This is a genomic window from Paenibacillus sp. FSL R7-0313 (genome assembly GCF_037969885.1).
Classification (GTDB): Bacteria; Bacillota; Bacilli; order Paenibacillales; family Paenibacillaceae; genus Paenibacillus.
Genome location: NZ_CP150219.1, coordinates 6,030,659 through 6,052,238, shown reverse-complemented (window position 1 = coordinate 6,052,238; position 21,580 = coordinate 6,030,659). Strand labels below are relative to the sequence as shown.

16 protein-coding genes, 1 tRNA gene and 1 pseudogene are annotated in these 21,580 nt (G+C 47.1%); 15 read left to right on the top strand and 3 right to left on the bottom strand.

Translation table 11 applies throughout. The features are described 5' to 3' along the window. Positions 1-191: 191 nt before the first annotated feature. Positions 192-1,751, bottom strand: a complete 1,560-nt coding sequence (locus tag NSQ38_RS26285) for a histidine kinase N-terminal 7TM domain-containing protein (protein ID WP_339784847.1) — start codon at positions 1,749-1,751, stop codon at positions 192-194. A 388-nt stretch (positions 1,752-2,139) separates the two neighbouring features. Between NSQ38_RS26285 and NSQ38_RS26280 the strand changes: the two genes are divergently transcribed. The 12 genes from NSQ38_RS26280 to NSQ38_RS26225 all read left to right on the top strand — a co-directional run bounded on the left by NSQ38_RS26280 (position 2,140) and on the right by NSQ38_RS26225 (position 15,440). Then, positions 2,140-3,012, top strand: a complete 873-nt coding sequence (locus NSQ38_RS26280; RefSeq protein ID WP_036669971.1) for an SDR family oxidoreductase — start codon at positions 2,140-2,142, stop codon at positions 3,010-3,012. 252 nt (positions 3,013-3,264) lie between these two features. Beyond that, on the top strand, positions 3,265-3,612 hold the full coding sequence (locus NSQ38_RS26275) for a cupin domain-containing protein (protein WP_339784845.1): 348 nt from the start codon (positions 3,265-3,267) through the stop codon (positions 3,610-3,612). 43 nt (positions 3,613-3,655) lie between these two features. Beyond that, a complete protein-coding gene (locus NSQ38_RS26270) occupies positions 3,656-5,476 on the top strand; it encodes an ATP-binding protein (protein WP_339784843.1) in 1,821 nt (606 codons plus the stop codon). 279 nt (positions 5,477-5,755) lie between these two features. Next, positions 5,756-6,484, top strand: coding sequence for a response regulator transcription factor (locus NSQ38_RS26265; protein ID WP_091032528.1), 729 nt, complete (start codon positions 5,756-5,758; stop codon positions 6,482-6,484). Between the two features lie 152 nt (positions 6,485-6,636). Next, positions 6,637-7,818 (top strand): methyl-accepting chemotaxis protein, encoded by a 1,182-nt coding sequence (locus NSQ38_RS26260; protein WP_339784841.1) that lies wholly within the window; start codon positions 6,637-6,639, stop codon positions 7,816-7,818. A 227-nt stretch (positions 7,819-8,045) separates the two neighbouring features. Next, the gene (gene pstB, locus NSQ38_RS26255) at positions 8,046-8,801 is read left to right on the top strand and encodes a phosphate ABC transporter ATP-binding protein PstB (RefSeq protein WP_036609821.1); all 756 of its coding nucleotides are present in this window, start codon (positions 8,046-8,048) and stop codon (positions 8,799-8,801) included. Between the two features lie 63 nt (positions 8,802-8,864). Then, on the top strand, positions 8,865-9,524 hold the full coding sequence (gene phoU / locus NSQ38_RS26250; protein ID WP_017689478.1) for a phosphate signaling complex protein PhoU: 660 nt from the start codon (positions 8,865-8,867) through the stop codon (positions 9,522-9,524). Between the two features lie 233 nt (positions 9,525-9,757). Then, positions 9,758-12,412, top strand: a complete 2,655-nt coding sequence (polA, locus tag NSQ38_RS26245; protein WP_339784839.1) for a DNA polymerase I — start codon at positions 9,758-9,760, stop codon at positions 12,410-12,412. 118 nt (positions 12,413-12,530) lie between these two features. After that, the gene (gene mutM / locus NSQ38_RS26240) at positions 12,531-13,358 is read left to right on the top strand and encodes a DNA-formamidopyrimidine glycosylase (RefSeq protein WP_036669994.1); all 828 of its coding nucleotides are present in this window, start codon (positions 12,531-12,533) and stop codon (positions 13,356-13,358) included. A gap of 100 nt (positions 13,359-13,458) precedes the next feature. Next, positions 13,459-14,274 (top strand): manganese efflux pump, encoded by an 816-nt coding sequence (locus NSQ38_RS26235; RefSeq protein WP_339790714.1) that lies wholly within the window; start codon positions 13,459-13,461, stop codon positions 14,272-14,274. A gap of 9 nt (positions 14,275-14,283) precedes the next feature. Continuing rightward, positions 14,284-14,880, top strand: a complete 597-nt coding sequence (gene coaE, locus NSQ38_RS26230; protein ID WP_339784837.1) for a dephospho-CoA kinase — start codon at positions 14,284-14,286, stop codon at positions 14,878-14,880. Beyond that, a complete protein-coding gene (locus NSQ38_RS26225) occupies positions 14,877-15,440 on the top strand; it encodes a lytic transglycosylase domain-containing protein (RefSeq protein WP_036609809.1) in 564 nt (187 codons plus the stop codon). Before coaE ends, NSQ38_RS26225 begins: the two co-directional genes overlap by 4 nt. 82 nt (positions 15,441-15,522) lie before the next feature. Here the strand turns inward: NSQ38_RS26225 and NSQ38_RS26220 are convergent, their stop codons facing one another. Further along, the gene (locus NSQ38_RS26220) at positions 15,523-15,744 is read right to left on the bottom strand and encodes an alpha/beta-type small acid-soluble spore protein (RefSeq protein WP_017689472.1); all 222 of its coding nucleotides are present in this window, start codon (positions 15,742-15,744) and stop codon (positions 15,523-15,525) included. Positions 15,745-15,860: 116 nt separating this feature from the next. On the opposite strand from NSQ38_RS26220, the gene nrdR reads away from it, so the two are divergent. From nrdR to NSQ38_RS26205, 3 genes and pseudogenes are all read left to right on the top strand, one after another. After that, complete coding sequence (nrdR, locus tag NSQ38_RS26215; RefSeq protein ID WP_026081166.1) at positions 15,861-16,328, top strand: transcriptional regulator NrdR; 468 nt, start codon at positions 15,861-15,863, stop codon at positions 16,326-16,328. Between the two features lie 184 nt (positions 16,329-16,512). Continuing rightward, a tRNA-Ala gene (locus NSQ38_RS26210) sits at positions 16,513-16,585 on the top strand. Between the two features lie 415 nt (positions 16,586-17,000). After that, a pseudogene (locus NSQ38_RS26205) lies at positions 17,001-17,638 on the top strand (transposase). Positions 17,639-17,716: 78 nt separating this feature from the next. Here the strand turns inward: NSQ38_RS26205 and NSQ38_RS26200 are convergent. Beyond that, positions 17,717-21,340, bottom strand: a complete 3,624-nt coding sequence (locus tag NSQ38_RS26200) for an S-layer homology domain-containing protein (RefSeq protein WP_339784835.1) — start codon at positions 21,338-21,340, stop codon at positions 17,717-17,719. Between the last annotated feature and the right edge of the window lie 240 nt (positions 21,341-21,580).

Genomic DNA, 21,580 nt, shown 5'->3' with positions numbered 1-21,580 from the left:
ATTGGGACAAGCCGGATGATATGTAAGATGGTGTTTCGTTGAAACAAATGAAAAATAGACAGCCTCATTGGCTGTCTATTTTTGTTATTGCCGAGATGAAATCAACAGTCCTCGGTTTATTTGAGCTGGAACTATAGGAGCACTACCATACATAACAGCATGCATATTCCATCAGACACGGTCTACACTGATTAGGTTGTACTCACAGTATATGCACGCACTGCATTTCGACCATTGCGCTTGGAATCGTACAAGGCAGTATCAGCGTCGCGTAACAAGGACTCCAGTGAATCCGACCCTCCATTGTACTGGGCGATACCAAAGCTCGAGGTCAGCGTAATAGGTACTCCCTTAACATCCAGGGGGTCATTCAACAAGGCAACTCTCAGTTGTTCGGCAAGTTTCTCTGCTTCTTGAAGCGAGGTATTCGGAAGAGCGATGACAAACTCTTCTCCTCCATAACGGGCGAACAACATCTCAGGGCTTAAATATCGATTACAAACAGAGACCACATGAATGATGGCCTGATCGCCAACATCATGCCCGTAGGTATCGTTGATGCGTTTAAAGTGATCAATATCAAATAAAATAAATGATACAGGTTGCATTTTAAGCTGAGCTTCACTCAAAATCTCCCGTCCTCTATGCAAAAATTGAGTGCGATTATAGATTTTGGTCAGACCATCGAAATAAGCCAGTTGTTTCAGCTGTTCTTGCAAGAAGCGTTGTTCCGTTATATCGATTAACATAATTAGACTGCCCACAGTCTGTGCATCCTTGTTATACACGTAAGATGTCCTGACCTGATAACAGACGGTCTCTCCATTTAACTGCCAGTACAGATCGGTTTGCAATCCTTCTCTTCCGTATTCAACGGGAAACGTCTTTCCAGCAAGATTAAGCCAGATATCATCCAAGGATTGGCCAATCATGGTTGTATTAAGCTCTGGCAACATGTCACGCAGAGATCTGTTGTAATCGACCAGTCGATTGAAACTATCCAGTACAATAACACCTTCACGCATGCTCTCGAAAATACTGTCTTTGGCGATGGGTACGATGGTCAGTAGACGTGAGGATAGAATCGCCCAGATATACATGGCAGATGTGATACACATGAGTACGGGTACGGGGTCCATCCCGCCGGGGGTCAAACCAAGCAAATACAGAAAAGCTGCGACCATAGGAATAATCTGTGAAGTAATGAGAGTAAGTAATTGACGACGATACATCTTCTTGGTATGTCTCCATTGTCCGATCAGAATGAGGCAGGCACATAACAGACAGGAAAAGGTGAATGCACCGTGTACAACATACCATTGACCCACTGCGATATCCATCAGAGGAACGGGACTATCTTCTCTCAGCCATACTTTTTTATAAAATAGATGATGAAAGTCATTGGTTGCAACCATGCCTAGTGTAATGGAAGGGATTACAAACAAAGAGGCAGTTACCTTTTTGGATAACGTTTTTCCTGTGTACTTTATCATCAACATGAGGCCAAGAGATGCGGAGAAGGGCATGCCTATATACTCCACGGTGGTCCAAAACTTCATCTGTTCCAGCGTGTTGCTGGCCAGCTCAATCGCATAACCAAAAGTGTATATGGAGAGTGCAGCTGTGTAGAAAATGAATATTTTGGAACTGGGGATCTCGGATCTTCTGAAATAGGTATATAAACACAAAAAGACATTCAGCACGGCTGAAGTAGCTACGAGTGTTATATATGTATTAATATGCGATTCCATTGTCAGGTCTCCATGTTAGGTTAGAATGATTAAACCAATAAAAATGAGAGTTAAAGCACATCAGTATACTGTACATTGTACATCAGCCCAAGCAGCATAGGAATACACTTTGTATCATGAAACAGTCTAATTTCGAATAAATTTCGAATTTTGGCAAACCAGGCATTGAAGCAAATCGATTGTTTGATATCCAAAGAGAGTGGTAAATAACGATTAGAGACAGCGCGCTGAGGCTTAAGTTGCTGTTCATCGCAGAGAATAATCTGAACTGTTCATGCCATCCTACAGAATGAGACTTTTTCAGAGAACGAAAGACAAGGAAGATTGCAGTTAGAGTCCATGTCTTCTGTAATCCAAACATGTTCACATTTTGAGAGGAGAATGTTAGATGTCAACCAATACACAACAAAATCAAAAAACAATGCCAGCACAGCATCAGGATCAACGCCCCGGTATTGAATCGGAGATGCATCCCAGACCGGAATTTGAGAAGCCTGAATACAAGGCAGCAGGTAAACTGACGGGTAAGGTGGCGCTTATTACAGGGGGTGACAGCGGAATTGGACGTGCTGTTGCTGTTACGTATGCCAAGGAAGGCGCGGATGTCGCGATTGTATACCTGAGTGAGCACGAAGATGCCAAGGAAACGAAGCGTCAGGTCGAACAAGAAGGACGCAAGTGCATCTTGATTGCAGGTGACATTGGTGATGATGCCTTTGCGAAGAAATCGGTTCAGCAGACAGTAGATGAACTGGGCAAACTGGACATTGTCGTGAATAACGCAGCAGAACAGCATCCGCAGCAGAATCTGGAGGATATTACGCCAGAACAACTGGAGCGTACATTCCGTACCAATATCTTTGGCATGTTCTATGTGACGCAGGCAGCCCTGCCACATCTGAAGAAGGGCAGTACGATTATTAATACAACCTCCATCACAGCCTATCGCGGAAGCCCAACCCTGCTTGACTATTCATCTACCAAAGGAGCAATCACTTCGTTCACTCGTTCGTTATCGATGAATGTGATTGAGAAGGGAATTCGTGTCAATGCCGTTGCACCAGGGCCGATCTGGACACCACTCATTCCATCCACATTTGATGAGAAAAAAGTAAGTGAGTTCGGCGCAACGCAGCCAATGAAGCGGCCAGGACAACCGGATGAACTGGCTCCCGCCTATGTATATTTAGCTTCCGATGATTCTTCGTATGTAAGTGGACAGGTGATACATGTGAATGGCGGCGAAGTGGTGAACGGATAATACGTTAAGAACGTTTAAACTCAGGATAGAATTGATTATATAGAGAGGCGTATCGCTTTCAGCATAGCTGAGCGGTGCGTCTTTTTTTATCAGATGAATATGTAAGTCAAAGTTGCCGTTTAGCACCTATTTACAAAAGTCGGCATCTCTGTTAATACAACTATGATATTTTATTATTAGCCTTGTCTGACTGGAAACTCTTTAATCTGTGATATGATAGATCGAGCAATTATACTCGGAGGGACAAGTCATATGAAAATGAGCAAACAGAATGCAGCACATTATATATGGGGTGCACAGTGCGATGGTTGGCATCTCGTTCAAAATGAAACACTCAGCATTATTCATGAACGAATGCCCGCAGGAACGGCTGAAATACGACATTATCATTCGGTAAGCCGTCAGTTTTTTTTCATCCTCAGCGGTGAAGCATGTATGGAACTTAATGGAGAGACGTTTGTGCTGGAAACTCATGAAGGAATAGAGATTGCACCCGGAATGCCGCATCAGATGATGAATCGGAGCGACGAAGAAGTGGAGTTTCTCGTAATCTCCAATCCGGGTACCCGTGGGGACCGAATTGAACTGGATTCAAAGTAGAGCAATTCATTAAATATTAATCTGATCATAAAGGAAGAGATAGATGAGACCGTTCCGAATTCGCCTTGCCATCATTATGATGGTGCTGATCGGCGTATCCGTCATTGTGGCTGGATATACGATGGGCAGAGTGTTTAAGACTACGCATATAGCCGCATTGGAGCAAACCATGGTGCGCGAGATTAATTTGCTCAAAGCAACTTTTCCATTCCATGATGCAAGTGATCCAACTTCGGAAGCCACACGAAAGTATTATTCCGATCGGGCGCTCGAACTGGATCGTCTGACGGATTCCCGGGTAACCTTCATCAATAAAGACGGCATGGTCATTGGAGATTCCGAGAGTGATCCGGCATCGATGGATAATCACTTGAACCGTGAGGAGATTAAGGGTGCCGTCGGAGATGGATACGGGCAATCCATACGTTACAGTGAAACATTGGGACAGGACATGCTGTATGTAGCACTACCTGTGAATTCGGATCAAAGTGACATGATTGAGATACCTAGCGGCAAATTTGATGGCTACATCCGCCTTTCCATGAGTCTGCATGCGGTTGATCAGGGTCTTCAGCGTGGTTGGATGATTATGTTTGCTGCACTTGGGCTATTGTTCTTAATTGTCGCATTTGTCAGTTATCGGGTTGCACGCGGATTAACCTCCCCCATTGAGCATATTACAAAAGTGGCCCATCGGATCACCAAGCTGGAATACGATGCGAGAGTTGATGTAACGCGAAGAGATGAGATCGGACAGCTGGGGCTTGCGATAAACGGAATGGCAGACAGCTTGCAGTCCCAACTGAAGACGATTCGTGACAATGAAGCGTTGCTACAGAGTGTCCTCGCGAACATGACCGGAGGAATTGTCATGATCGACGCAGGGCAATCCATTGCACTGGTCAATCGCGAAGCGGAGCGTATGCTTGGTATTCAGGCAGGAAAGGTTACGGGTAAGCCTTATACTGAATTGAAAAGACACTACGAATTAACACGTACCATTGAAGAGAGTGTTGCACTGAAAGAACGGATGCATGAAGAAGTGAGTGTGTTTAACCCGGAGGAAAAACTGATCCGTCTTGATGGAGTACCGATGTCCGAAGATGATGGCGGGTATCGAGGCATGTTGTTCCTGTTGCAGGACGTGACGGCGATTCGCCGATTGGAGTCAATGCGCAGTGAGTTTGTTGCAAATGTCTCTCATGAGCTCAAGACACCAGTTGCTGCGGTCAAAGGGTTTGCCGAAACGTTGCTCAGTGGCGGGGTACAGGATAAGGAGACAGAGCGATCATTCCTGAAAATCATCTATGATGAAGGAGATCGACTGAACCGATTAATTGGGGATATTCTGGAGTTATCCAAAATTGAATCTAAACGCGCGCCGCTGCAATGCTCACCTGTTCATGTACACTCTTTCTTCGAAATGGTGCTGGGCACCTTGTCCAAGGTGGCGGAGAAAAAGCAGATTCGTCTGGAAATGCATGTTCCGGAGGAACTGTACATTGAAGCAGATGAGGACAAGATGAAGCAGATATTCATCAATCTGTTATCCAATGGTATCAACTATACCCCGGATGGTGGACGAGTGAAGTTACAGGTGACGATGGATAACGATGATGAAGTGGTCTTTGCGGTGTCAGATACAGGCATTGGCATACCGAAAAAAGATTTGCCGCGAATCTTCGAACGGTTCTATCGTGTTGATAAAGGCAGATCCCGTAATTCAGGGGGCACAGGCCTTGGACTTTCCATCGTTAAACATCTGGTGGAATTGCATCATGGCAAATTGTCTGTAGAGAGTGAACTGGGCATGGGGACAACGTTCCGTGTGATCCTTCCATTCATTCAGGAAGAAGAGATGTAGGCGTCTGGTTAGGGCATGTCTCAAAATTCGCTGAAGTGCATCTTTTACCGCCTTTTCGCCCCCTGCTGCGTCACTTTCCCTTGACGTGCCCCGGCACGCCTGCGGAAAACTTCCTGGCTTGGAACGAAAATTCGGAGAAATCTGCTTCCTTCAGAATTTTCAGACACGCCCTATCAAAATGTAAAAAGTGTGTATTGTTTTACACCGCGTTAACAAATTAGTGCTATGATAGAAAAAGTGTTGTGGCAACAGACAACCTATGAAGAGAGAAGGGGTATCATGGCACAGCGTTTACTAGTTATTGAAGATGAACCTACATTATCAAGATTACTCACGTATAACCTGACACAGGAAGGTTACGACGTTACGGCAGAGGATCATGGATCTGCAGGATATGATCGGGCCTTGTCCCAGGAATTTGATCTCATTTTGCTGGATTTGATGCTTCCGGGCATGAATGGTCTGGACATTCTGAACAAATTAAGAATACAGGGTGTCAGTACACCTGTTATCATTCTGACGGCCAAGAACGGTGAAGCCGAGGTTGTACAGGGACTGAAATCGGGTGCCGATGATTATATTACCAAACCATTTGGTGTATCTGAGTTATTAGCCCGAGTGGATGCGGTATTAAGACGTTATTCCAATGGCGAAGATTTACCACAGCTTGAGGACAAAGATGGCTCACGAATTATTCTGGGAGAGCTGGAGATCTATCCTTTGAAATATGAAGTGACACTGGGTGGGCAATCCATCAGCCTTCGTCCCAAAGAGTTCGAAGTACTTCTATATTTGGCCAAAAAGCCGGGTGTGGTTCTAACAAGGGATGATCTGATGAACGCTGTGTGGGGCTTCGATTATATCGGAGGTCAACGAACGGTGGATGTTCACGTCAGTTCATTACGTAAAAAGCTGGAATTGGACCCGGAATCGGTTCACATTGATTCCATTCGTGGTGTAGGTTATAAATTGGTTGTCAAAAGAAAAACTCCCCATCATTCAAGTTAGCAATGATCGGGGAGTTTTATTTTACGTTCGTTTAACATAAAGGAGGATTTTACTTTACGTAGAGGGAGTAGCATGGACTTATCTGGGTGATACTTTATACCTACATAATCTATCTCAAGACGGAGCTAATACGTAAAGGAGATTGCGCATTTATGCCCATGTTGCTCGAAGTGAAACCTGACCAGCCTCATGTTGTTTTACATAGTGAAGAATTAATAACATCCGAAATGAAGCATAGTGAAGTAACGGTTGTTGCTGAAGAACCAGTAATCCATTTGCAAGACTATTATCGTCAGGTACCTGTCGCGGGGGTCCATACGACCTGTGGAGAAGCTGCGACGATGATGAATCAAGATCAGGAGCACCCATGTATTGTACTGTGTGATGAGCAGATGAAACCTACTGGATTGTTAATGCGAGAGACGTTATATCGCATGTTAAATGGCCGTTTTGCCGCAGATCTATTCTACCGTAAGCCAGTCATACAAGTAGTGAATACATCTCCCGTTATAGCAGATATTCATATGGAAGCCTCAACGATTATTGATATCGCACTTGGACGGAATGAACAGCATTTTTACGATTGTCTGCTCGTTACCGAACAAGATCGACTACTCGGTGTGCTGACGATGCGTGATGTGATGTCCCTCTCCCGCAGATTGCAACAGGCTTCTTCAGCAGAACGGGTTCGTACGGTATCCGAGAGCAGACAGGAGATATCAAGAATCAATGATGCAGTCACCAAGCTGGTACATGCAGCAAATCAGACCGTTCATGAGGCCCGTGAGATCATGGCATTGTCCAAGCAGGGTGAAGAGAGTTTGAAACACGTTGATGCTTCCTATAACCGGGTACATCTGCATATGGGGAGTCAAGGACAACATGCGGATCACATGCTGAATTCGATCAAAACAGGTTCAGGCATGGCACATTCCATTCGCTCCCTGGCAGATCAAAGTGGTCTCCTCGCCCTGAATGCTTCCATCGAAGCAGCTCATGCCGGTGAATATGGACGAGGTTTTCAGATTGTTGCAGGCGAGATTCGAGCGCTCGCAAAACAGACCCGTGAGGTTGCAGGTAACATGTCTTCATTGCTAGAGAATATTGGTGAATTGACCCTTCAGACTGTTGAACTGGTTAAGGCAAGCGGAGCGGAGATTGACGACAGTTCAATACATGTCACCGCAGGGGGAGCAACGTTCCGACAACTGAACAGTGCGGTGAGAGATTTGTCTCGTATAGCAGAGGAGATCGCCATGGAAGGCGGGAAAGCTGGAGAAGTGGCAGAGCACATTCGTACGAAGCTGGATGAGATGGTTTCGAATAGTGAGTAATATAAAGTAGTCAATAAGGCAGACATCAGGAATCAGATTGATCCATTAAGCAGATCATGAAGGTTAAGGATGTCTTTTTTACATTCCGTTAACATGAAAGTGATACTGTTTTTACAATGAAAGGGTAGGATATTAAAGATGGCCGAGCAGCGATAACAGATTATCAGTATCGGTCTCAACGTAAAGGGAGTTTCCGTGTCCCTGCAGCGAAGGAGAAGTGAACATCCATGAAGGACCTCATTCACATTGAAAATCTTAATTTATACTATGATACGCATCACGCGCTTAAAAATATATCGATGGATCTGCCGGAAAAAACCGTTACTGCGTTCATCGGGCCGTCAGGTTGTGGTAAATCGACATTGCTTCGAACGTTAAACCGGATGAATGACATGATTCCGGGTGTTCGTGTGGAAGGACAGGTTATGCTGAATGGCTCTGACATTTACAGTAATGAGATTGAAGTGGAGACACTGCGCAAACGAGTGGGCATGGTGTTCCAACAACCGAATCCTTTTCCTAAATCCATATACGATAACGTCGCTTATGGACCGCGCTTGCACGGGGTAACCCAAAAGGCTGAACTGGACCAGTTGGTGGAACAAAGTCTTGTCCATGCTGCCCTGTGGGATGAAGTGAAGGATGTATTGAAAAAGTCGGCACTTAGTTTGTCCGGCGGACAACAACAGCGTCTCTGTATTGCACGGGCGCTGGCTGTACAGCCTGACGTTCTGCTGATGGATGAAGCAACATCCGCACTCGACCCGATCTCCACATTGAAGATTGAGGAACTGGTGAAAGAATTGCATCACAAGTACACGATCGTTATGGTTACCCACAATATGCATCAGGCGGCACGGGTATCCGGACGCACGGTATTTTTCCTGAATGGTGAAGTGGTGGAGGCAGCTGATACGGAGACGTTATTCTCCACACCGCAAGATTCCCGAACCGAGGATTATATCTCCGGAAGGTTCGGTTAAGCGAGCTGAATTGGAATGATCCCGGGATAACCGGAGATGATGGATAAGGAGGACATGAAATCTATGATTCGCAGAAAAGAATTTGATCAGGAGCTTGAAGAGCTGCGTACCTTGCTCAAACAAATGGGTGAACATGTAGGAGCAGCACTGGATGGTGCTATTGAAAGTTTACAAACGATGAACGCCGAGAAAGCTCAGGTCATCATCAAGAATGATGCGAATCTGAATGCCCTTGAAGACAAAATTATGGAACTTGGCTCCAAACTGATCATCACACAACAGCCGGTGGCGAAGGATCTCAGACGTATTATCGTGGCATTCAAAATTTCCAGTGATCTGGAGCGTATGGGAGATCTTGCGCTCGACGTGGCGAAGGTGACACTCCGGATGGATGGACAGAAGCTGATTAAACCTCTGGTGGATATCCCGCAAATGGCAGAAATCGTGAAATCCATGATTGATGAATCCATTGAATCTTTCCTGAAAGAAAACACAGATCTCGCCTATAAAATGGCTCAGACGGACGATCAGGTTGATCAACTGTACAGCCACATGATCAGTGATCTCTACACGTTAATGACAGAGCATCCTAATCAGGCTTCACAGGCTATGCTGCTGATGATGGTTGGACGTTACATTGAACGTATTGGCGACCATGCAACCAACATTGGTGAGAGCACGGTGTACCTGGTGACAGGTAAACGCCCGGATCTGAATCAGTAGAAGAGTATTGATTTGGAATTGGGGAATCAGTACTGATTAAGTAATGCAATCATATGAATGGAAAAGGACTTTCTCTCAGGTAGGCTGTGTACAGCTGTCTGCGGAGAAGGTTCTTTTTTGCGATTAAATGTGAAGTGAAAGAGGCTATTCTTTTTGATGTGACAGGTGGGTATGGTATCATGAGAGTAGATGTAATTTGAAGAGGTTGACCATATAATACGCGAGGTGCTGGAATGGACAAGTTTATTCTCATAGATGGAAATAGCATTATTTACAGGGCGTTTTTTGCAATGCCGCCCCTGACCAACTCGAAAGGTCTGCATACCAATGCGGTATATGGCTTCACTACGATGCTGCTGAGACTGCTTGAAGAGCATAAGCCTACACATGTCATGGTTGCATTTGATGCAGGCAAAATCACGTTCCGCCACGAAGGGTACCAGGAATACAAGGGCGGACGGGAGAAAACACCACCAGAGTTGTCAGAGCAATTCCCTTTGCTCAAAGAATTGCTGAAAGGACTTGGCATCGCTCAGTTTGAGCTGGCTGGGTTCGAAGCGGATGACATCATCGGAACATTAACCAAACGTGCAGATGAGGCGGGCAGACAGGTACTCGTTGTATCGGGTGACAAAGATATGCTGCAGCTTGCTTCCGAAAATGTACATATCGGGCTGACGCGTAAAGGTGTAACCGATATTGAGCTGTATGATCCTGCTCAGATTAAAGAGCGTTATGGTTTGACGCCGCTGCAAATCATTGATCTCAAGGGTCTGATGGGCGATGCGTCCGATAACATTCCAGGGATTCCCGGGGTTGGAGAGAAAACAGCGTTGAAGCTGCTGCACCAGTTCGGATCGGTAGAGGATGTGCTGAACGGCACAAGTGAGCTGAAAGGCAAGATGAAGGAAAAGATTGAGGCCCATGCCGAAGATGCCCGGATGAGCAAACAACTCGCGACGATTCACCGGGAAGTTCCGCTGGAGCAGACGTGGGAGGATATGCAATTCGCTGGATTAAAAGAAGAACATGCTGGCCCTGCATTGGCGAAGCTGGAATTCAAATCCTTGCTCGAACGTCTATCGTTCAGTGGCAGCATCGGTTCTGAACAGGAAGCGGTCCCTGCTGCCGAGGTGGAGTCTTCCATTGCAACAGAAGACAACATCAGTGAGCTGTTCAGTTCACTGGATTCCATTGATGTCCTCCACGTGGAGACACATGGGGATAACCCGCACCAAGCGAAATTGATTGGACTAGCTCTAGGTTCCGCTGGAACGTATACGTTCATATCTCCCGAATTGCTTCATTCCGAGGCAGCGGCTCCAGTGCGGACATGGCTTGGTAATTCAGAGCAGCCGAAGCGGGGGTATGATCTTCATCGTGTGGACCTGGCCCTGCATGCGCATGGCATTGAATTTGCTGGTGCGTCATTTGATGTACAGCTGGCGGCGTATTTGCTTGATCCAACGGAATCCAACCAGACGATTAGTGGACTCACGACCAAGTATGGTCTGCCATCGCTTGTTGAGGATGACACGGTTATGGGCAAAGGGGCCAAGTACAAGGTGCCGGAAGTAGAAATCTTGGGCGATTTCCTGTGCCGCAAAGCTGCTGCAGTCGCAGCCATTATTCCACTTCAGGAGCAGGTGCTGGAAACGGATGAGATGAATTCGCTGTTCCATGAACTAGAGATGCCGTTGTCACGCATATTGGCGGACATGGAGAAACAGGGCATTAAGGCCAATACAGCCGATCTACAGGCTTTGGGCAGTGAGTTTGAAGAACAGATCAGCAGATTGATGGCTGAAATCTACAAGCTGTCAGGAACGGAATTTAATCTGAATTCACCGAAGCAATTGGGTGAGATTTTATTTGATAGACTGGGCTTGCCAGTGGTTAAGAAAACAAAAACAGGCTATTCGACAGATGCAGAAGTGTTGGAGAAACTGGCTCCTTATAATGATGTGGTCAAGCATATTCTGCAATATCGTCAACTTGCCAAGCTGCAATCCACTTATGTGGAAGGATTACTCAAAGAGATTTCGGATCGGGATGGCAAGGTGCATACGTATTATCGTCAGACCATTGCTGCAACGGGACGACTTAGCAGTCAATTCCCGAACTTGCAGAACATTCCGATTCGGATGGAAGAAGGTCGCAAAATCCGGAAGGTATTTGTTCCTTCGGAACCCGGATGGTCCATATTGGCAGCAGATTATTCCCAGATTGAACTGCGCGTACTGGCACACATTTCGGATGATGAGCGCTTGAAGGAAGCATTTGTCAATGATATGGATATTCATACAAAGACCGCTTCGGATGTATTTGGCGTGAAGCCTGAGGATGTGGATGGGGATATGCGTCGTTCCGCCAAGGCAGTTAACTTTGGTATCGTGTATGGAATAAGTGATTATGGCTTATCACAGAACCTGCATATTACACGTAAAGAGGCTGCGCAGTTTATAGATCAGTACTTTGAAGTCTTCCAGGGTGTCCGCCGATATATGGATGACATTGTGAAGGAAGCTCGTCAGGATGGTTACGTCAAAACGCTGTTGGAGCGACGTCGCTACCTGCCAGAGATTAATGCCAGTAACTTCAATCTGCGTTCCTTCGCAGAGCGTACGGCGATGAATACACCGATTCAGGGAACTGCGGCAGATATCATCAAGCTGGCCATGGTACAGATGGATGAAGCGTTGCGGGAACGCCAGCTGAAGAGCCGTATGTTGCTTCAGGTGCACGATGAACTTGTATTCGAAGTGCCTGCCGATGAACTGGAACTGATGAAAGAGTTAGTCCCTTCTGTTATGGAAAAAGCATTGGAACTGTCGGTTCCACTGAAAGCCGAAGTCAGCTTTGGTGATAACTGGTACGAAGCGAAATAAATCAAGTGCTGCGCGGTTCTTCCGGTATTTTACAAAAGGCCTTTCCATGTTTGAGATATAAGAAAAGGGTCCCGCTGAGCGCCATCTTCCGTTATAATATAGGGGAGGTGAGAACATCATGCCGGAATTACCGGAAGTCGAAACAGTCAGAAGAACATTGAATCAACTTATTGTGGGCAAAACGATTGATCATGTTACCGTTAGCTTGCCGCGGATTATTCAGCGGCCGGACGACATAGATGCATTTGCAATGGAACTCGCGGGACATACCGTCATTGGGGTGGAGCGTCGAGGCAAGTTTTTGCGTATTTTGCTGGACGGGCTGGTGCTTGTCTCCCATCTGCGGATGGAAGGAAGGTACGGTGTGTACGAGCAGCATGAAGATGTGGAGAAACATACACATGTGATCTTCCATTTTAATGATGGTACGGAATTGCGTTATAAGGATGTGCGTCAGTTCGGTACGATGCATCTGTTCAATGCAGGTGAGGAACTGGTGTCCAAACCTTTGCTGAAGCTGGGACTGGAGCCGCTTGATCCAGCCTTTACGGTAACTGCATTCCGCGAGGCGGTTGGCAAGCGTACAACCAAAATCAAGGCTGTACTTTTAAATCAGGCATATGTGGTTGGTATCGGGAATATTTATGTGGACGAGGCTCTATTTCGCGCAGGTATCCATCCCGAGACCATCGCCAAGACACTGACCGAAGCTCAGTTAACGGTGCTTCATGAAGCGATTGTGGCTACGTTGCAAGATGCAGTGAATGCAGGTGGATCTTCCATCAAGTCCTATGTGAATGGACAGGGTGAGATGGGGATGTTCCAGCATCAACTGAAAATCTATGGACGCAAATCAGAACCTTGTACAACTTGTGGTACGTTAATTGAAAAAACGGTGGTTGGTGGCCGTGGCACGCATTTTTGTCCGAACTGTCAGCTGCTGTAACATGAACTGAATGAACGAAATGATGAAATCATAGCACCCTTGGATTCCTCCCTCCATATACTGATATGGCAGAAATAAGCGGGCGTATACCCATACTGGCATCTTCAGTTGGCACGAGTACCGCACAGAGGAGGAGTCCGGGGTGCTGCATCATTTTATTTCATTGCTGGCGCTTGCTTTGGCGCTTAGTTTAGATGGTTTTGGAGTCGGGATTACATATGGGTTACGGAGGACTAAGATTCCCCTGTTATCTATCGCTGTTATTTCGATCTGTTCAGGATTGGTTATTGCCTTGTCGATGCAAGTAGGTGTGTTGTTGTCCCATGTGGTGTCACCGGATATCGCTTCGATCGTGGGAGCCGTTATATTGATAGGTATTGGTGCATGGTCACTGTTGCAACTAATTCGAAAGCAAGGCAAAGAACAACTGGAAACAGACACTGGAATGGGTGAGGCAGCAGAAGCAACGGTAACTGGAGTGGGAGAAGCACAAGAGAGACTGTCGGATTTAAAGGGCAGAAATCAGGTGCTTGCACTGGATCTGGAACAGTCGGCTTCAAATGGATCACTGGAACGAATGGTATTTACACTGGAGCTGCGCAAGCTGGGCGTTGTCATTCAGATCCTTCGCAGTCCCTCCAAGGCGGATATGGATAACTCGGGGAGTATATCTGCCCAGGAAGCGATGTGGCTGGGTATTGCCCTGTCTCTGGATGCGTTTGGAGCAGGTTTGGGAGCAGCACTTCTGGGATTCCCTACACTATGGACAGCACTCATTATTGCACTGTTTAGTGGGGCTTTTCTGTCACTCGGCATGAAGGTTGGCCTACGATTCTCAGCTCTGCGCTGGATGCGAAGACTGTCTGTATTGCCAGCGCTATTGTTAATGATTATGGGAATAATGAAGTTGTTATGAGGTGAAACGATGAATATAGGCTTAACCGGCGGGATCGCGACAGGCAAAAGCAGTGTTTCCGCCTATCTCGCCAGTAAGGGAGCGTTGCTCATCGATGCAGACGTTATTGCCCGGGAAGTTATGATGCCCGGGCATCCCGTGTTGGCCGCCGCTGTTAAGCGGTTTGGACAAGCCATACTGAACGAAGATGGAACACTGGATCGAAAAAAGCTCGGAAGCATTGTTTTTCAACAACCTGAGGAACGAAAGGCATTGGAGGCTATTACACATCCGGCGATCCGAAGAGAGATGCGCGAACGGGCTGCTGCATACGAATTGCAACATCCGGATAAACTTGTGGTGTCTGACATTCCTTTGCTCTACGAATCAGGTCTGGAGGACGGTTTCGAGGAAGTTATGGTCGTATATGTCCCGAGATCGGTGCAACGAGATCGCTTGATGAGTCGGGATGGAATGACTGCAGCACAGGCTGAGGCTCGAATGGATGTACAGATGGATATTGAGCGCAAAAAACAGCTGGCAGACATTGTCATCAATAACAGCGGCTTATGGTCTGCGACGGAGCAGCAAATTGACTCATATCTACAGCGTAAGGGTTTGTTATGAGAATATTGCGCAAGAAACGTGTACTGCTGTTGATGTTTGTGTCCTTTGTACTGGTGTTATTTCTGAATACAAACTGGATGGCATGGTTCTATCCCATTCATTATAAGGAAGAGATTCGTGCCCAATCTCAGAGTTATGAGGTTGATCCGTTTCTGATTGCTTCCATTATCAAGGTGGAGACCAATTTCAAGACAAGCAAGGAATCCAAACGAGGTGCCATTGGGCTCATGCAACTGATGCCGGATACGGCCAACTGGATACTGGAACAAGCCAAAATTCCCGACACTTCGCTGGAGGAATTGAAGCACGAGCCTGAACGAAATATTCAATTAGGCACATGGTATCTGCGGAATCTGTCCGATCAATTCGATGGCAATGAAGCGGTTATGATCGCTGCCTATAATGCGGGACCAGGCAAAGTAAACAGTTGGCTTAGAGATGGTGTATGGGATGGCTCGTTCGATACAGTGAAAGATATTCCGTTTGGTGAGACGCGTCACTATGTACAAAGAGTCATTTACTATTATAATCAGTATGTAAAGATCTATAATACGTTCTAAGTATATAAGTAGAAGCACAGAGCAGGCCGGTTGTTCACCGGCCGCTCCATGCTCCTCTGTGTAGCGTATTACGATGCAGATATTATTGGTATTGACCTGCCAATTGCTGTTCTGCAATTGTTACCAGACGCTTCGTGATGTATCCACCGATCGAACCGTTCTCGTAAGAAGTCATGTTACCTTGGTATCCGTCTTGTGGGATGCTGATTCCGAGTTCTTGAGCAACTTCATATTTCATTTGCTCGAGTGCTGCGGAAGCTTTAGTTACCACCAAGTTGTTGGAGTTACCATTGCTTTGTGCCATTGCTGTTCACCTCCTCGCGGGTTGGTAAAAGTATTATGTGTCGGCAATGCGTTTTTCATTACAAAATCAGTACAGGCAATATGTGGTAAAAAGTAAAACGTGGGAAGTGATCTGATTTGAAGTGTCCTTATTGCGGTTATATGGGTACCAAAGTGCTTGATTCGCGTCCGGCCAACGAAGCAAAATCCATTCGTCGTCGCCGTGAGTGTGAGCAGTGTGCCCGAAGATTTACAACGTTTGAGATGATTGAAGAGACTCCATTGATTGTTATTAAGAAAGATGGCAGTCGTGAAGAGTTCAGCCGGGACAAAATTCTCCGCGGGCTTATTCGTGCCTGTGAGAAACGCCCAGTCTCCGTAGAGACCCTGGAGATGATGGTATCTGAAGTAGAGAAATCTCTGCGTAATACAGCTGATGCTGAAGTGGAGAGTCGCCAGATTGGTGAGTTATTGATGGAACAGTTGTTTCCAGTTGATGAAGTGGCGTATGTCCGTTTTGCGTCGGTATACCGCCAGTTCAAAGATATCAATATGTTCATGAAAGAACTGAAATCCCTGTTGTCCAAAGACAATCTGGAGGATTAGTGAAGTGGGGAAAGGGAGAAGAGCAGTCTGGAGTTCCAGTCCGTGTGTACCAGAGAAATCGGTTGTTCTTCTCCAATCACTTTGGATCTTAAAAAGTGATTGACAGCGAAAGCTGGATTTTATATGATATAGGAGTCGCCTGTGGAACGTAGCAGCGCTGGACAACTTATCTATTTCATATCCTGGGGCCTTAGCTCAGCTGGGAGAGCGCATCGCTGGCAGCGATGAGGTCAGGGGTTCGATCCCCCTAGGCTCCATAATCAAGAACGCCATCACATTATTGTGATGGCGTTTTTTCGTATTATCAGGTTAGCCAGTAATTATTGGTTGGCCTTTTTTTGTGATCGTTTTACGATGGGGGAAGCCGGGAGAACGTGGCGGTTTTTGGGGCTAGGACCTCGTAACAAAAACAGTTCTCCCACGACCTCCAAAAGACCATGTTTGGGCTGGTAGGGGCAGTTGACCCCGTATAACAAGCGAAGCTATGGGTTTGGAACCATCGTGGAAAGGACCGGCGAAACAAAAGATAAGTAGTGAGAATATGGAAACTGTTGTTGGTGTAGATGTCGCTAAAGGTTCAAGTGTGATACATGCGTTTCAAAAATGAAATGAGCCCGTTGGCAAAGCTATCTCATTGAGCACGTTGCGAGTGAATTCGAACAATTCACGGAGATGTTAGGCGCCCTTCAAGCCGAAACGGGTGTTGCTCCAGTGGTTGTTTTGGAGGCGACTGGGTATTACCATCGTGCCTTGGTGTCCTGTCTGAATCGGAGTGACTACACCTACTACATTGTGAATCCCTTGCAATCCAAGGGAACGCAGTTACGCAAAGGAAAACAGATGCTGCAGATGCTTGGCATCTGGCAGAGATGTACAATCGCGGCGACGTGAAGCCGCATCGAAATTGGGATGAGACGTTTACGGAGCTACAGCATTTGACTCGGCAGCATGAGTTTGTTATGGGTATCTTTGTGCAGGCCAAGCTGAACAGCAGAGCCTTGCTGGAGCAAGTGTTTCCGGCGTATGAGCAGATATTTTACAATGTGTTTTCAACAACATCATTTACGGTGCTGTCTTATTGTTTGGAAGGAATTTTGACGAATTGGAATGAAGTCATTCGGGGTAATTCGGGACGATCCCATTCCAAGCGATGGGCCAATGAAAAAGCGAGAAAACTGGAGGAACTCGAAAAACAAATGGAGGAACTCACAGAAAATCTGCCTGAAGTGGAGCTGGTAAGAAGTATCCCGGGAATTGGAACGAAACTGGCCGCAGCCATTGTAGCTGAACTAGGTAATGTGAAACAGTAGTGCAATTTTGAAACCAACGAGACCCTTCCGGCTGGATATAGTCCAACCGGAAGGGTCTCCTGTTTTCTGTATACGCTTTCAGCTAGCCAGATATTCGACGAGCCTTACAAAGATCGTGGCTACTTCGGCGCGGGTGGCGGTGGCTTTGGGAGCAAAAAAGTTGTCCGGCTTGCCTAATACAATGCCGGTGCCCCGCAGCGCCTGAATGGCCTCCAACGCCCAGGAGCTGATCTCACTCTCATCCGTGAAGGACTTAGAGTGGCTTTCAGGTAACTCATAGCCTTTGTACTTCATGTAGTTGTAAAGTATCACCAGCATCTGCTCGCGCGTCATCGGTGAATTGGGGTCAAACAGGTCTGCGTTTGTACCGTTGACTATGCCTTTTTCGGCTGCCCACTCGGCTGCCGCCGTGTACCACTGTCCGTCCGTCACGTCGCTAAAGCGGGAACTCGTGTAGCTGGAGAGGTTTACGTTCTCAAGATTGGCCAGTACCTGCACGAACATTGCACGCGTCATTGCGTTGCCCGGTGAGAACGTTGTGGACGTCGTGCCGTTGAAAAGATCGTATGTGTAGGCGAAATTTATATCGTTGTAGAACCAGTCGTCCATATTGGCATCCCTGAAAGGATTGCCCGATATCACAAGGAAGCCCAGTGGGGTGGCGTCATCAAACGCCAGCTCCGTAGCCTCACGGATGTTCAGCGACATGCCGTTGTCTAAGCCAACTCTTGCGCCGCTTGATCCTACCACAACCGTTCCGCCGCTCCGTATCTTCGATCCGCCGTGGATATGCACCTGGTTGCCGTTTGGCAGGTTCACATGCGCGTCTTTGCCGCCTACTGTGATCGTACCGTCGCTCGCGATGGTCGAGCCGCCCGGAATGGTCACTGTGCTGTTGCTGCTAGGGAGGCTCACTTCGGCGCTCTTATCTGCCGGAATGGTTACCTTACCGTTTGAGTCTATCGTTGTGCCTTCGGGCACCTTAATCTTTGTCCCGCCTTTGGTCGTAATCTCACCGCCACTGGGGAGGGTGGTGTTGCCGTTTTTGTCTGTGACCGCGGGCTTATCCTTCGGTGTATTCACTGTGTAGGTCGACTTTGGCGTTCCAGCGTCTGTCCCGGTGTTCGTATTGTTGGTGTTGTGTGTATTACCACTGTTGCTTGTATTACCGTTGTTGCCCGTAGTACCACCAGAACCAGGTACGGTAGGAGTCGTCGTCTTCGTCGGCATCGCCGGTGCACTGATCTCCGCGCCGTCTCCCTTCGCGTTCACCGCAACGATTTTGAAGCTGTAATTTTGGCCGTTTGTCAGGTTCTTGAAGGTATACTTGGTCTCCGACGCATCGATTACGACCGGCGTTACGTTGCCATACCATACCTTGTAGCCCAATATCGGACTGCCACCGTCGTCAGCAGGAGCAGTCCAGCTCAATGTGACCTGTCCGTCACCCGCTGTCGCCTTGAAGTTGCTCGGCGTATCAGGTACGACCGGTTTTCTCTGCGCGAACATCCAATCGAATACATCTGTGTAGTCATTGTTCCAAGCTGGCAAGTTAGAGGATTGCGCCGTAGGTGCTATACTCCAAGTTCCCATAGTGATCTGGTTATAAAGAACCGCCGCTTCAACTTCATGCGCTATATAATCAGCCAGAACAGGTGTATTTGCAGGATTAGGCCTCAGATTCGGCTGATCAAATTGATTGTAGGGCCACGTAAGAGCCTCATTACTCTCAAAGCGTGAAGCCCTTGCGTTGATCATTTTCGGCATATTGTTATTAATGAAGTTATTGAGGTTAGTCTGGTAGCCTCCAACATTATGAGCATTTAAAAACATCCAATAGGCCAGGTTGTTGTGAGCGTCATTGTCCTTTGCGTTCGGTGAACCGCTTACTGGGGCCATAGGTGCGGCGGCAGCGAAGAAGCCAGGATGGCTGTTAACTAAGTTGTTTGTATACTGGCCGCCCCAGGAGAAGCCCGCCGCGTAAACACGGTTAGGGTCTACTTCACCGCTGGCAATCAGGGCGTCTATGACCTTCTTAACATTTTCTGTTGAGGGAACAGATACGCCATTATAAGAAATATTCAGTACATGGCTGGCGTACTTATCGGGATTTTGCTCCATCTTTTTAATTAGAGCGACTGAGCCGTTGGCTGATTTCATGGCCGCTTTTTGGTCTGTCGCAGCGTTTGTGCCGCCGCGTGACATGCCGTGAGTATAAACATAGAGCGGCAATCCTTTCATCACGTTACCGTCTTCACCCTTGTGAAGGTAGAGCGAGCGATTGACCGAATTGTCCGTGAAAGTTGTGAACTTATCGAGGATTGGATTAACAACCTTTTCCTGTTCAAAAACCACGTTGTGAAGCGGATTTCCTTCTGTCAGTATGATTTCGCCTTTTTGGACAATGGTGTAAACCTGCTTTGTCGAGTTACTGCTGCCATCCAGCGTTGTGTTGCCGCCGCTCTCTGAATAAAACTCGGACTCAACAACGATGTAACGACCGCTCGCCAGTCCGTCCTGATAATCTGGTGAATTGCTAACCTGCCCCACATAGCCGCGTACCTTTGGCTCGTCATTAGCGTATACCCTTGTGATTTTGCGTGCTCCTTCAAAGGTCACTGCTTCGCCGTTCAGGGTCGTGTTCCTAGCCGATAAGGCAAACAAGTCCGGATTAAGCGCGGAGCCTAACGCCGACTTCCCCTCGCCTAAATCAATGATAACAGCCGTTGTGTACTCGCCACTGGCGAAGTTGTCATTCCACACGATAAAGGGAAGTATCCCCGCGTCCGGATCATTTTTGAATGTCACATGAATGGTATGGTTAGCCTCAATATTCGAAAAGGTATACGTGCCAGCAGATAGAGTCACGGTCTCGCCGTCTACCGTTACAGTATCTACAATTTTTCCGTAATCAGGGGTAAACGTAATGTCTTTGTTAGAGCCCCGATCAACTCTGAGAACATCGCCGGGTGGGTTGGACATGATAGAGCCGCCCGGTCCCGCAGTGGCGGTGATTGAAAATCTGGTGTCGACTTCATTGGCTGAAATGAGCTGCAGGCTGTCTGTAAATGAATCAGAGCTGGTATAAGCCGCGTCCGGAACTCCAAAACTGGAAACGACTTCATAGCGGTCAGCACCGTTTTCTGTCGAGTTATTGATATAGACCTCAAAGTTAAGCTTGCCCTCCTCCAAGGTCAAGGTTCTTTTGGGTATTCTCATCTCCACAATATATCCGGTTTCCGTGATCTGGGTCCACGCAGCTCTACCTGGAGCGGCCTGCCCTGAAAACACACCCGTCGAGCTGACGCGCCATTGATTCGAGCCGCCGGTTCCGGTGCCAACATAAAACTCCAGACTGTCATACCGGTGATCTGCGCCAGCTCCCTGATATAGATTACTGTCATTCACAACTACGCGGGCATACAGGTAGTCATGATCCCAAAGGATTCTGGCTGTGCCCGTGGCATGGGGTCTGGGGTCGCTGGGTACCGTGCTTTTGTTGATGTGATGCTCCATGGTTTGGTCCCAGAGGGGATCGTTTGACCCGAGTTCGGGAGTTCCAAAAATGGCGGTCGATGTTTCATTCGCTTCTGCTGAGCTCTCGATGTTGTCATTGTCGGCAGCGTAGCTCGTAGGCATTAGTGAGGCCACCATGACCAAGCAGCAAAGGAACGCGAGCATTTTTATAAATCGTTTTGGCATAGATTGCAATCCTCCTTATTTTTTGATCCGGTGCGCTCATGGCTTCACCTGCACCATATTTGGAAGCGTTTTACAAGCGCCCAACTATATATATTATGTTTATCAGGGCTTCAATCCTTTAATTTAAACCTAGCGTATATTTACAAAGTTACTTCGAAGTATGGAGATAGTGTTGCAGTCTGCATCAATTTCAAATTGCAATAAAAAAATCCACATTATTAACAAGATAGTACATTGAAT

Excerpts from the sequence above, each read along its gene's own strand:
- NSQ38_RS26285 (WP_339784847.1), bottom strand. The coding sequence starts at position 1,751 with ATGGAATCGCATATTAATACATATATAACACTCGTAGCTACTTCAGCC.
- NSQ38_RS26280 (WP_036669971.1), top strand. The coding sequence starts at position 2,140 with ATGTCAACCAATACACAACAAAATCAAAAAACAATGCCAGCACAGCAT.
- NSQ38_RS26275 (WP_339784845.1), top strand. The coding sequence starts at position 3,265 with ATGAAAATGAGCAAACAGAATGCAGCACATTATATATGGGGTGCACAG.
- NSQ38_RS26270 (WP_339784843.1), top strand. The coding sequence starts at position 3,656 with ATGAGACCGTTCCGAATTCGCCTTGCCATCATTATGATGGTGCTGATC.
- NSQ38_RS26265 (WP_091032528.1), top strand. The coding sequence starts at position 5,756 with ATGGCACAGCGTTTACTAGTTATTGAAGATGAACCTACATTATCAAGA.
- NSQ38_RS26260 (WP_339784841.1), top strand. The coding sequence starts at position 6,637 with ATGCCCATGTTGCTCGAAGTGAAACCTGACCAGCCTCATGTTGTTTTA.
- pstB (WP_036609821.1), top strand. The coding sequence starts at position 8,046 with ATGAAGGACCTCATTCACATTGAAAATCTTAATTTATACTATGATACG.
- phoU (WP_017689478.1), top strand. The coding sequence starts at position 8,865 with ATGATTCGCAGAAAAGAATTTGATCAGGAGCTTGAAGAGCTGCGTACC.
- polA (WP_339784839.1), top strand. The coding sequence starts at position 9,758 with ATGGACAAGTTTATTCTCATAGATGGAAATAGCATTATTTACAGGGCG.
- mutM (WP_036669994.1), top strand. The coding sequence starts at position 12,531 with ATGCCGGAATTACCGGAAGTCGAAACAGTCAGAAGAACATTGAATCAA.
- coaE (WP_339784837.1), top strand. The coding sequence starts at position 14,284 with ATGAATATAGGCTTAACCGGCGGGATCGCGACAGGCAAAAGCAGTGTT.
- NSQ38_RS26225 (WP_036609809.1), top strand. The coding sequence starts at position 14,877 with ATGAGAATATTGCGCAAGAAACGTGTACTGCTGTTGATGTTTGTGTCC.
- NSQ38_RS26220 (WP_017689472.1), bottom strand. The coding sequence starts at position 15,744 with ATGGCACAAAGCAATGGTAACTCCAACAACTTGGTGGTAACTAAAGCT.
- NSQ38_RS26200 (WP_339784835.1), bottom strand. The coding sequence starts at position 21,340 with ATGCCAAAACGATTTATAAAAATGCTCGCGTTCCTTTGCTGCTTGGTC.